10 protein-coding genes are annotated in these 12,343 nt (G+C 61.0%); all 10 read right to left on the bottom strand.

Going from position 1 to position 12,343, the window contains the following annotated elements; translation table 11 throughout:
* Positions 1-50: 50 nt before the first annotated feature.
* Entirely contained in the window at positions 51-776 is a 726-nt protein-coding gene (locus DW49_RS0103525; protein WP_024420661.1) for a TetR/AcrR family transcriptional regulator, read from the bottom strand.
* Positions 777-854: 78 nt separating this feature from the next.
* Positions 855-2,357: a lysine--tRNA ligase gene (gene lysS / locus DW49_RS0103520; protein WP_024420662.1), complete on the bottom strand. Its 1,503-nt coding sequence runs from the start codon at positions 2,355-2,357 to the stop codon at positions 855-857.
* A 69-nt stretch (positions 2,358-2,426) separates the two neighbouring features.
* A protein-coding gene (prfB, locus tag DW49_RS0103515; protein ID WP_096059895.1) for a peptide chain release factor 2 occupies positions 2,427-3,522 on the bottom strand; the annotation gives its coding sequence in 2 pieces (ribosomal slippage) (positions 2,427-3,449 and positions 3,451-3,522; 1,095 coding nt in all).
* A 107-nt stretch (positions 3,523-3,629) separates the two neighbouring features.
* The gene (locus tag DW49_RS0103510; protein WP_005615913.1) at positions 3,630-4,634 is read right to left on the bottom strand and encodes a response regulator; all 1,005 of its coding nucleotides are present in this window, start codon (positions 4,632-4,634) and stop codon (positions 3,630-3,632) included.
* A 45-nt stretch (positions 4,635-4,679) separates the two neighbouring features.
* Positions 4,680-5,690 carry a chemotaxis response regulator protein-glutamate methylesterase gene (gene cheB / locus DW49_RS0103505; protein ID WP_005615910.1) on the bottom strand — a complete coding sequence of 337 codons (1,011 nt, stop codon included), beginning with the start codon at positions 5,688-5,690 and terminating at the stop codon, positions 4,680-4,682.
* Complete coding sequence (locus tag DW49_RS0103500; protein ID WP_005615908.1) at positions 5,687-8,050, bottom strand: hybrid sensor histidine kinase/response regulator; 2,364 nt, start codon at positions 8,048-8,050, stop codon at positions 5,687-5,689. The genes cheB and DW49_RS0103500 overlap by 4 nt, the downstream gene beginning before the upstream one ends.
* Complete coding sequence (locus DW49_RS0103495; protein ID WP_005615905.1) at positions 8,047-8,736, bottom strand: chemotaxis protein CheW; 690 nt, start codon at positions 8,734-8,736, stop codon at positions 8,047-8,049. The genes DW49_RS0103500 and DW49_RS0103495 overlap by 4 nt, the downstream gene beginning before the upstream one ends.
* Positions 8,736-10,010, bottom strand: coding sequence for a CheR family methyltransferase (locus DW49_RS0103490; RefSeq protein WP_005615902.1), 1,275 nt, complete (start codon positions 10,008-10,010; stop codon positions 8,736-8,738). The genes DW49_RS0103495 and DW49_RS0103490 overlap by 1 nt, the downstream gene beginning before the upstream one ends.
* Positions 10,007-10,543, bottom strand: coding sequence for a chemotaxis protein CheW (locus tag DW49_RS0103485; RefSeq protein WP_005615900.1), 537 nt, complete (start codon positions 10,541-10,543; stop codon positions 10,007-10,009). The genes DW49_RS0103490 and DW49_RS0103485 overlap by 4 nt, the downstream gene beginning before the upstream one ends.
* Positions 10,544-10,550: 7 nt before the next feature.
* On the bottom strand, positions 10,551-12,173 hold the full coding sequence (locus tag DW49_RS0103480; RefSeq protein ID WP_024421096.1) for a methyl-accepting chemotaxis protein: 1,623 nt from the start codon (positions 12,171-12,173) through the stop codon (positions 10,551-10,553).
* Between the last annotated feature and the right edge of the window lie 170 nt (positions 12,174-12,343).

Here is a 12,343-nt window from a genome sequence, read left to right as displayed (position 1 = left end):
TCGTCAAGCCGCGGGAACACTTGATCCAGAGCACGCCAGAAAAGGTGTCGCTACCCTCGAAGCGGTTGCGGTGTACCCAGTACCAGACGCAACTGGCGAGTGAGGATATCAAGCATTTCGTCTCCCGCCTGACGCTGCGGACCATGGAGCAGGCCTTGATACTCCATGCGACGGATCAGTCCCGTCAACACCTGAGCGTCCTGATAGGGCTGCAGCGAGCCGATCACCTGGAAGAACTGACAGCTACCCTGCAATAAAATTTCCTGATGGGCCATGACCAGCGGGGTCAGACGCGGATTGATCAGTGCTTCATGATAGAACGCCTGCTCGGCAATCAGGTACTCGCGGCGGGTCAACAATTGATGGCGAATATGCTCCATCGCCATGCGGGCGATGTCGTCGGCCAGCCGAAAACGGTCGGTCGGGCTGCCGGAGCTGCGGCTCATCATCTCGCGCAGGATGATTTCGGTGGTCTGCCACAGCCGCGCAAGGTAGTCGGCACTGCGCTGCACGTATTGGGCGAAGGCATCGGTCAGCAGATCATCGATGTCCTTGAAATAATAAGTGGTCGCAGACAGCGGCACACTGGCCTCGGCGGCCACGGCACGATGGCGCACGGCACGTACACCGTCACGTACCACGATGCGCATGGCGGCATCGAGAATCACCTGCCTGCGTTGTTCACTGCCCTCCCGAGCAGCCTTGCGGCCTTGATACTTGACACTTTTGGCCACCGCACTCGCTACTCCGGCAGCCCCTTCTCTTGCAATTGTCACGACAGCTTCCTTTTTGAGAACGTCCTGAAAAACGCTTTAAAAAAAGCCGCCCATTGAAGGCGGCTTTTTTTCCACTGCTTACGCTTGGGGGCGCATGTGCGGGAACAGGATCACGTCCCGAATCGACGGCGAGTCGGTGAGCAGCATCACCAACCGGTCGATACCGATCCCCTCGCCCGCCGTGGGTGGCATGCCGTATTCCAGCGCACGAACAAAGTCGGCGTCGTAGTGCATGGCCTCGTCGTCACCGGCATCCTTGTCGGCCACCTGTGCCTGGAAGCGTTCGGCCTGATCTTCTGCGTCATTGAGCTCGGAGTAGGCATTGGCGATCTCGCGGCCGCCGATGAACAGCTCGAAACGGTCGGTGACGTTCGGGTTGTCATCGTTGCGACGGGCCAGCGGCGACACTTCGAACGGGTACTGGGTGATGAAATGCGGCTGCTCAAGCTTGTGCTCGACCAGTTCTTCGAAAATCATCACCTGCAGTTTGCCCAGTCCTTCGAAGCCGAGCACTTTCGCGCCGGCCTTTTTGGCGATGGCGCGCGCTTTGTCCACATCCTGCAGATCCGCGGCGGTCAGCTCCGGGTTGTACTTGAGGATCGAATCGAACACCGACAGGCGCACGAAAGGCTCGCCGAAGTGGAACACCTTGTCGCCGTAAGGCACGTCGGTGCTGCCCAGCACCAGCTGCGCCAGTTCGCGGAACAGTTCTTCGGTGAGGTCCATGTTGTCTTCGTAGTCAGCGTAGGCCTGGTAGAACTCGAGCATGGTGAACTCGGGGTTGTGCCGGGTCGAAACACCTTCGTTACGGAAGTTGCGGTTGATCTCGAAGACTTTCTCGAAACCGCCGACCACCAGACGCTTGAGGTACAGCTCCGGCGCAATACGCAGGAACATTTCCAGGTCCAGTGCATTGTGGTGGGTTTCAAACGGCTTGGCTGCCGCACCGCCAGGAATGGTCTGCAACATCGGCGTTTCAACTTCAAGGAAGTCACGCTGCATCAGGAAGCTGCGGATGTGGGCGATGACCTGCGAGCGCACACGGAAGGTTTCGCGCACGTCTTCGTTGACGATCAGGTCAACGTAACGCTGACGGTAGCGCTGCTCGGTATCGGTCAGGCCGTGGTGCTTGTCGGGCAGCGGGCGCAGCGACTTGGTCAGCAGGCGCACGCTGGTCATTTCGACGTACAGGTCGCCCTTGCCGGAGCGTGCCAGCGTACCTTCGGCAGCGATGATGTCGCCCAGGTCCCAGGTTTTCACCTCGGCCAGGGTTTCTTCAGGCAGGGTTTTGCGATTGACATAGACCTGGATGCGCCCGGTCATGTCCTGGATGACCATGAACGAGCCACGGTTGAGCATGATGCGACCGGCAACCTTGACCGGGATCGCTGCCTCTGCCAGTTCTTCCTTGGTCTTGTCGACGTACTGTTTCTGCAGGTCATTGCAGTAGCTGTCGCGGCGGAAGTCGTTGGGGAAGGCCTGACCCTTGGCACGGCCGGCAGCAAGCTTTTCCTTGCGCAGGGCGATCAGGGTGTTTTCTTCCTGTTGCAGGGCTTGCAGGTCGAGTTGTTGGTCGCTCATGTCTTTAGATATTCCATCACAGGTTCGCCCTCGCCTTGCGACGAGGGGCTTGAGGTGTCGGCTGACGGTTTACAGCCCTTGCTTGAGGCTCGCGATCAGGTATTCGTCGATATCGCCATCAAGCACCTTGTCGCAGTCGCTGCGTTCGATGTTGGTCCGCAGGTCCTTGATACGCGAGGCATCCAGGACATAAGAGCGGATCTGATGACCCCAGCCGATATCCGACTTGGTGTCTTCGAGCGCCTGGGACGCTGCGTTGCGCTTCTGCACTTCCTGCTCATACAAACGGGCCCGCAGCATTTTCATGGCGGTGTCCTTGTTCGCATGCTGGGAACGTTCGTTCTGGCAGCTGACCACGGTGTTGGTCGGAACGTGGGTGATACGTACCGCCGAGTCGGTGGTGTTTACGTGCTGACCACCGGCACCCGAGGAGCGATAGGTGTCGATGCGCAGGTCTGACGGGTTGATGTCGATTTCGATGTTGTCATCGATTTCCGGCGATACGAACACGGCCGAGAACGAGGTGTGACGGCGGTTGCCGGAGTCGAACGGGCTCTTGCGCACCAGACGGTGCACGCCGATTTCGGTGCGCAACCAGCCAAAGGCGTATTCACCCTTGATGTGCACGGTAGCGCCCTTGATACCGGCGACTTCGCCGGCGGACAGCTCCATGATGGTGGCGTCGAAGCCGCGCTTGTCGGCCCAGCGCAGGTACATGCGCAGCAGGATGTTGGCCCAGTCCTGGGCTTCGGTGCCGCCGGAACCGGCCTGGATGTCCAGGTAGGCGTTGTTGGGGTCCATCTCGCCACTGAACATGCGGCGGAATTCGAGCTTTTCCAGCGAAGCACGCAGGCGCTCGACCTCGGCAGCCACATCGTCGACGGCAGCCTGGTCTTCTTCTTCGGCGGACATCAGCAGCAGGTCTTTGGCATCGACCAGCCCGGAGGACATTTCGTCCAGGGTTTCGACGATCTGCGCCAGCAACGAGCGCTCGCGCCCCAGCTCCTGAGCGTAGGCCGGGTTGTTCCAGACATTGGGATCTTCGAGCTCGCGATTTACTTCGGTCAGACGATCATGTTTGTGATCGTAGTCAAAGATACCCCCGAATGGTTTCGGAGCGCTCGGACAAATCCTTGATGCTGTTTAGGATCGGGTTGATTTCCATGGTAGGCAGCACTCGCAGGCGAAATTTTCAAAGCCGACGAGTATACCCCAAGGCGCGCCGCGAAAGCAGCCCGCGCGGGCTGCCTATTTTATCTGCCGCGGGTGATATCAGCCGGCAGCCACCTGATTGCGCCCGTTGTTCTTGGCCAGATACAGCCCTTTGTCGGCGTCGAGGATCAGTTGCCTGCTGTGCCGGCCCACCTGCGGCGTCACGGTGGCGACACCGATACTGACGGTCAGGCTGGAACCCGGCACCGGAGCGATGTGCGGGATCTTCATGCCGGCCACGCTCTGGCGCAGTTTTTCAGCAAGCAGACGCGCACCACCCGGCGACGTGTTGGGCAGGACCATGGCGAATTCCTCGCCGCCGTAGCGCGCCGGCAAGTCCGACGGGCGACTGCAACTGTTGCGGATTGCCTTGGCCACCTGACGCAGGGCTTCGTCGCCCTCCAGATGCCCGAAGTTGTCGTTGTAGGTCTTGAAGTAGTCCACATCGATCATCAGCAGCGACAACTGCGCCTGATCGCGGGTCGCTCGACGCCACTCCAGCTCCAGGTATTCGTCGAAATGGCGACGGTTCGACAGCCCGGTCAGGCCATCGGAGTTCATCAGGCGCTGCAGCACCAGATTGGTGTCGAGCAACTGTTGCTGGCTGACGCGCAGGGCGCGATAGGCTTCATCACGCTGCAACAGGGTCATGTACGAGCGCGAGTGATAGCGAATGCGCGCCACCAGTTCGATGTTGTCCGGCAGCTTGACCAGATAGTCATTGGCCCCGGCCGCGAACGCTGCGCTTTTGATCAGCGGGTCTTCCTTGGTGGAGAGCACGATGATCGGGATGTCACAGGTCAGCGGGTTGCTGCGGTATTCGCGAACCAGCGTCAGGCCGTCCAGGCCCGGCATGACCAGGTCCTGCAGAATCACCGTCGGCTTGATCTGCACTGCCTGGGCAATCGCCTGGTGCGGGTCGGCGCAAAAATGGAAGTCGATCGACTCGTGGCCGGCCAGACCACGCCGTACCGCTTCGCCAATCATGGCCTGATCATCGACCAGCAGCACCATTGCGCTGTTTTCATCCGAGGTTTTGATGTCGTCCGCCTGCAGGTCATCCATGAATCGTCTCCTGTTCGCCGACAGCCGGTGGTTTCACCTGAACAATCATTGAGTGAATACCTCCATCAAGCGCGGCGCAATCGTGTGCAGAGGGCGGATTTCGACGGCCGCATCAATGGCGGCGGCAGCCTTGGGCATGCCATACACCGCAGAGCTGGCCTGATCCTGAGCGATGGTCAGAAAGCCCCGTTCGCGCATTGCCTTGAGCCCCTGCGCTCCGTCGCGCCCCATGCCTGTCAATAAAACGCCCACCGCCTCACCACTCCAATAACGGGTCACGCTCTCGAAAAACACATCGATCGAGGGCCTGTAAACTTCATTGACCGGCTCTGCGGTGTACGCCAGCGTGCCGTCCTTCAACAAGCGAATATGATGGTTGGTCCCGGCCAGCAGTACAACACCGACTTGCGGCGTTTCGCCCTCTTTTGCCAAGCGTACCGGCATGCCCGACGCTGAGCACAGCCACTCGGCCATGCCGGCAGCAAACACCTGATCCACATGCTGCACCAGCACAATGGCTGCCGGGAAATTTTCCGGAAGCCCCTTGAGCAGGATCTCCAGCGCCGCCGGGCCACCCGCCGATGAACCGATGGCGACCAGCCTGTCGCGTCTTGAAACCTCTGACCTGGGCGCAGTCACAACGCGCTCACGGCCGGCACGCTGGCCCATGAGCCACTCGATATTGAGTATCTTGCGCAGCAACGGCGCTGCGGCTTCTCTGGGGTTGGGGCCGCCAATGGCCGGCGTGTCTACCACATCCAGCGCGCCGTGCCCCATGGCTTCGAACACACGGCGCATGTTCTGCTCGCGGTCGACGGTCACAATGACAATAGCGCATGGCGTCTCGGCCATGATGCGCCGTGTCGCCTCTACACCGTCCATCACGGGCATGATCAAGTCCATCAGGATCAGATCCGGCGTCTGCTCGATGCTGCGCTGCACAGCGTCGGCACCATTGGCCGCCACCCAGATGACCTGGTGTGCAGGCTCGAAAGCCAGCGCACGACGCAAAGCCTCGATGGCCATAGGCATGTCGTTGACAATGGCAATCTTCATCCTTGCGCGTCTCCTATCAGTTCGACAACAGCGTCGAGCAAGGCATCATCATGGAAACTGGCCTTGGCCAGATAATAATCAGCTCCGGCGTCCAGGCCACGGCGTCGGTCTTCTTCACGGTCCTTGTAGGACACGACCATCACTGGCAGCGATTGCAGGCGGGTGTCGTGCCGCAGCAGCGTCACCAGTTCGATACCGTCCATGCGCGGCATATCGATGTCGGTGATCAGCAGGTCGAAGTCTTCGGCGCGCAACGCATTCCAGCCGTCCATGCCGTCCACGGCAACCGACACGTCGTAACCACGCCCCACCAGCAGCTTGCGTTCAAGCTCGCGCACTGTCAAAGAGTCATCAACCACCAGCACCCGCTTACGCGTGGCCTGATCGACCTGACGATTGCGCCGGTCGATACGCTCCAGCCTGCCGGTGTTCAGAAGTTTTTCCACCGAGCGCAGCATGTCTTCGACGTCAACGATCAACACCACCGAACCGTCATCGAGCAAAGCGCCTGCCGAGACGTCCTGAACCTTGCCCAGGCGGGCATCCAGCGGCATCACCACCAGCGTTCGCTCGCCGATAAAACGTTCGACGGCCACGCCGTAAACGGCATCACGCTCACGAATGACCACAACCTTGAGGGTTTCGCCGGCATTTTGCGCAGGCGGACGGTTCAACAGCTGGCTGGCCGAGACCAGCCCCACATGGCGCTCTTCCTCCCAGAAGTGCTGACGCCCTTCCAGTTGCAGAATGTCGTCAGGCTGCAAGTCACGCATGCGCTCGATGTGGGCCAGCGGGAAGGCATAGGCTTCGCCGCCGACTTCAACCACCAGGCTGCGCACCACCGAAAGGGTCAGTGGCATTTCGATCCTGAAACGGCTGCCCTCGCCTGCCCATTGCTGCAATTCGACGCTGCCGTGCATCTGGCGAACCATGTGTTGCACGGCATCAAGGCCGACACCGCGCCCGGAAATCTGCGTGACCTTGTCGCGCATGCTGAAACCCGGCAGGAACAGAAAGCTCAGCAGTTCTTCTTCGCTCATCTGTTCGGCGGTTTCGGCCGGTGAAAGCTTGCGGTCCACGATACTCTGGCGCAAACGCGCCAGGTCCACGCCGCCACCGTCATCGCTCAGCTCCACCACCAGCAGGCCTGCCTGATGCGAGGCCTGCAGACGAATCAGCCCTTCAGGCTCCTTGCCGGCGGCAACGCGCTTTTCGGGCAATTCGATGCCGTGATCCACAGCGTTGCGCAACAGGTGGGTCAAGGGCGCTTCGAGCTTTTCCAGTACATCGCGATCAACCTGAGTCTTCTCGCCTTCGATCTGCAAGCGGACCTGTTTGCCAAGCTCACGCCCCAGGTCGCGGACCATACGCGCCTGACCATTCAACACATCGGCGAACGGCCGCATGCGGCAGGCCAGCGCGGTGTCGTACAGCAGCTTCGCGCGCTGCGCCGACTGCCAGCCGAATTCGTCGAGCTCGGCGGTCTGCTGGGCCAGCATGTGCTGCGCCTGAGATAACAGACTGCGCGCATCTTCCAGCGCTTTTTGCACGTCGGCGCCTGGGCCGTCCTCGCCAAAGCTGGCGCCAAGTACTTCAAGCGCCCGGTCGCTGCTGCTTTGCAGACGTTTGAGACGCTGCATGCCAGCCAGCAAGGGCTTGAGCCGCTGGGTCTCGACCAGCGACTTGCTCGACATGTCCAGCAGACCGTTGAGGCGCTCGGCGGTAACGCGCAACACCCGCTCGCCGCCCTCGGCTACCCGACGCTCACGCAATGGCGTAAAGGGCGGTTCGGGTTCGGCGGCCGGCACGGGGCCGGGAGGCGAACCGGCAGCCAGGGAATCAGTGGTCTGGCCGGTCAATGCCGCGGCCGCCGCGGAAGAAAGCTCCAGTTGTTGCATCGCGCTCGCCAGCAAAGGGTCGAGCAACGGATCAGTCAGCGCCTTGGTGACCGTACGTGCCGCGCCGGCCCCGGAGGCCAGCAGGGTGTTGAGCCTTTCGACATAACTGTCGATATCGGCCTGACCGACGCTGGTGCCACCAGGCGTGGCAACACGCATCAACAGGTCAGTCCCGGCCAGCAACGCGTCAATGTGCTCGGCCTGCAGCAACAGCCGGCCCTCCTGAGCGCTGACCAGGCAATCTTCCATCACATGCGCGACGCTGACACCGAAATCCACGCCGACAATCCGCGCGGCACCCTTGAGCGAGTGCGCCGCGCGCATGCAGGCTTCCAGCTGATCGGCCTGGGTCGGGTTGCGTTCGAGCGCCAACAACCCGGCACTAAGTACCTGGGTTTGCGCATCGGCTTCCAGCGTGAACAGTTCAAACAGTGAGGCGTCACGCATTTGATCTGGCGTCATGTAAGGCTCCGATACACCGCCGACAACAACTGTTCTTCATCCAGCCAACGCAGGCTGCGGTCTTTCCATTGCAGCACACCACGGGTAAAGCGGGCATTGGCGTGCGTGCCGGACGCAGAAGCGGCTTCCAGCTCACGCTCGTCAATGGCATGGATGCCGTCGACCTCGTCCACGGGCACTACCACCGGCCCGCCTGCGACCGCGACAATCAACATGCGCGGCACCACACGTGTCGACTGGGCAATTACCGGGTTGCTGTCCAGCCCAAGCAACTCGACCAGCGAAATGCACGCGACCAGAGCGCCGCGCACATTGGCCACACCCAGCATTGCACGTGAACGCTGATGCGGCAGCGAATGAATCGTCTGGTACGGAGCGACCTCTGACAGGCAACTGGAAACCAGCCCCAGCCACTCTTCACCGAGGCGAAACACAAGAATCGAGCGGGTCTTGATGTCGCGCTGCAACACCGCCCCCTGAAACTGCTCGTGATGCTCCTGAGCCAGTGAATAGCGGTCCAGCAAGCGTGTGGCCGCCGCGGAATAAACCGCACAATTGCGGCAATGGATATGCTCTTCCAGCAACGGGCATGAGCGGTCACCGTGAATGCCGATGCGGTTCCAGCAATCATCGATGTCCAGGGCTTGATCATGGGTCATGCTGGAAAAACCGGACAGGCCCGTCATCAGTGGTTTCCTTGTTTATTCGCGCCGCGTGCGGCGCGGTCCTGCAAACGCTGGGCTCCGGCACTGTCACCCTGAGCGGCCAGCAGCGCCGCCAGTTGGGCCAGCGATTCCCGGTGCTGCGGTTGCAGGTACAACGCCTTGCGATAGAACCCTTGGGCCTGAACCACAGCGCCTTCCACTTCGCTGAGCAGACCCAGCCAGTAGAACACTTGTGCAACCGGCTCATGCTGCTGCAGGTAACGCTCGCAGGCGGCTCGCGCTTCGGCGCTTTTGCCTTCGTTGGCCAGACCGGCAATGATGTCGAGCAGCGCCGAGACCTCGCTATTGCCAGCCGCGGCGGCCGGTTTGGCGAGGGGCGCAAAGGCTGCTGACGTTCGCGCGGCAGGTCGTGGAGTCGGCGCTCTGACGGGGGCCTCAACGACTGGACGCGGGGCAATCGGCGCTGCGGACTGCATCGGCGCCGGGGCGGCTGCTTCAGCGGGTGCGTGACGATAAGCGAATGACTGTGCGATACCGATCGAGCGCATGCCAATGCCTGCCAGCAGGTTGCCCTCGGCCGGGCCGATGAACAGCAGGCCGTCTTCACGGGTCAGTTGCTTGAGAACCTCAAATACTCGCTGCTGGGTCGGCCGGTCGAAATAGATAACCAGGTTGCGGCAGAACACGATGTCATACGGCACCTGCGAGGTCAGCTTGGGATCAAGCAGGTTGCCGGGCTGAAAATTCACGCAGGCACGAATTTCATCGGCAACTTCAAACCCGTCGGCGATGACGCTGAAAAACCGCTCGCGGTAACTGAGGTCGCTGCCGCGAAACGAGTTTTTGCCGTAAATGCCATGCACGGCCTTGGCGATGGAAACAGGGCTGATATCGACGGCATCGACCTTGAACTGCCGGGCATCAACCCCAGCATCGAACAACGCCATGGCGATGGAGTAAGGCTCCTCGCCAGTCGAGCACGGCAGACTGAGAATGCGCAGCGGGCGAACGCCGGCAAGGCTTGCGATGCGCTCACGGGCGAGCATGCCCAATGTCACGAAAGATTCAGGGTAACGAAAAAACCAGGTCTCGGGTACGATCACTGCTTCGATCAGCGCCTGCTGCTCTTGCGGCGACGAGATCAGCAAGTACCAATAGTCGTCACTGTCAGCGCAGTTGGCCGCCGTCGCGCGCTGACGTAAGGCGCGCTCGATGATCGCCTCGCCGACCGAGGTCACGTCCAGGCCGATACGGTCCTTGAGGAAGCTGAAAAAGCGCGAGTCATCGGCTTTCATGATGCGTCCTCAAGCAGGTCGAGGTCGATGGGTGGCACCGGGTACAGCAACTCGCGAACCGGCTCGCTCAACAACTCCTGAACGTGAATCCATTGCAGCAGGCCCTGTCCGTCCTCGCGAACCGGCCCCAGATAAGGCGACAGGCGATTGTCCAGCCCGTATGCCTTGAACTGCGCGACCGGGCAGCGCAGGGTTTCGGTCGCCTGTTCGAGGATCAGCCCGAGTAACTGCGCCGGGTGCGCATCATAATAGCGATAGTGCACCAGCACCATACGCGTGCTGGTGCGCAAGCGCGCGGGGTGACCGGAGTTAAGCGCGCTGATGTCAATGACCGGCACGATCTCGCCGCGATGGGCGAAGATTCCCGCCACCCAGTGCGGTGCCCGGGCAATCGCCTTGAGCTTCACACGCGGCAGGATTTCAGCGATCTCGGTCGCGTCCAGCGCATAGCGGTCTTCGCCGATACAGAACAGCAGAAAGAGTTTGCTTGCAGTCAGTGGCGTGCCATTGCGCCTCGGCGATTGTTCCGTCATGGGTGTGTCAGACCTTGAAACGCGACACGCCACCGCGCAGCCCGACCGCTACCTGACTCAACTCGTCAATGGCGAAGCTGGCTTGACGCAGTGAGTCGACGGTCTGGCTGCTGGCATCGGCCAGTTGCACCAGGGCCTGATTGATCTGCTCGGCGCCCGTGGCCTGGGCCTGCATCCCTTCATTGACCATCAGCACACGCGGTGCCAGGGCCTGAACCTGATGAATGATCTGCGACAACTGTTCGCCGACTTGAGTGACCTCGAACATGCCGCGGCGCACCTCTTCGGAGAACTTGTCCATGCCCATCACGCCTGCGGACACCGCTGACTGGATCTCACGCACCATCTGCTCGATGTCGTAGGTGGCGACAGCGGTCTGGTCGGCCAGACGGCGCACTTCGGTGGCGACCACGGCAAAACCGCGACCGTATTCACCTGCTTTCTCGGCCTCGATGGCCGCGTTCAACGACAGCAGATTGGTCTGGTCGGCCACCTTGACGATGGTGACGACCACCTGATTGATGTTACCGGCCTTCTCGTTGAGGATCGCCAGCTTGGCGTTGACCAGATTGGCCGCGCCCATCACCTGATGCATGGTGTCTTCCATGCGCGCCAGGCCCTGCTGGCCGGAACCGGCCAGCACCGAGGCCTGATCGGCCGCCGAGGTGACTTCGGTCATGGTGCGTACCAGGTCCCGCGAGGTGGCGGCAATTTCCCGCGAAGTTGCGCCAATCTCGGTGGTGGTCGCGGCGGTTTCGGTGGCCGTGGCCTGTTGCTGGCGGGAAGTCGCGGCGATTTCGGTAACTGACGTGGTGACCTGTACCGACGAACGCTGCGCCTGAGCGACCAGCGTGGTGAGGTCGGTCATCATGTCGTTGAAGCCGGTTTCGACCGCATTGAACTCGTCCTTGCGGGACAGGTTCAAGCGCGTGCTCAGGTCGCCGGTACGCATGATGTCGAGGATCCGCACGATCAGTTGCATCGGCGCCATTATCGAACGCATCAGCAGCAGACCGCAGGCCGCAGCCGCCAGCACGGCGACCAGCAGCGACAGGACCATGCTGATCTTGGCAGCCAGTACGGCGTTGACAATGTTGGCGGTGGCCTGGTCAGCCAGCTGTTTGTTGGCGACGATGAGCTCATTGAGCTGTTTGCGGCCGGCGAGCCAGATCGGGTTTACATCGCTATAGAACTCGGCGCGCGCGCCGGCGTAGTCGCCGCGATCATACTTGGCGTGAACCTCGGCGAGCATGCGCGAATAGTCTTCGCGGCGCTTTTCAAAGGCCGCGAAGCTGTCTCTGTCTTCATCAGTGAAGATAGACTTTTTGTAGCCGTCCATCTGTGTCTGCAGGTTTTCGTCAAAGCCCTGAAACTGGTCTTTTTCCTGCTTGGTCAGCGGACGCCCCTGCCCTTCGGCAATCAGCTCCAGCGTGCGAATGTAACTTTCACCCCATGCACTGCGCACCAGCGTGCTGTAGTAGACACCAGGCAACGCATCAAGACGGACATCTTCCTCGCTGGACTCGATGGACAACAGTCGTGAATACGACACAACCACCATCAGCAGCATGATTGCGATGATGACGGCAAAACTCGCCAGAATCCGTTGGCGCAAGGTCCAGTTCTTCACAGTCAGCCCTCAAGAGTTCAACGACGGCGTCGGGCCGTGTTCAAGAAGCGGACCGACGAACGGTCCAAGCGGCGGGAGTATAGCCCAGCCATTGGCAGGCAAGCGGTCCATACACAGATGAAACATCATGAGCCTGCCGATAACCGAGCCTCGCTGCCCTTTTGTCGGCC

The sequence above is a fragment of the Pseudomonas avellanae BPIC 631 genome (assembly GCF_000444135.1).
In the GTDB taxonomy this organism is placed as follows: domain Bacteria; phylum Pseudomonadota; class Gammaproteobacteria; order Pseudomonadales; family Pseudomonadaceae; genus Aquipseudomonas; species Aquipseudomonas avellanae.
This window is presented reverse-complemented; position numbering and strand designations above follow the sequence as displayed.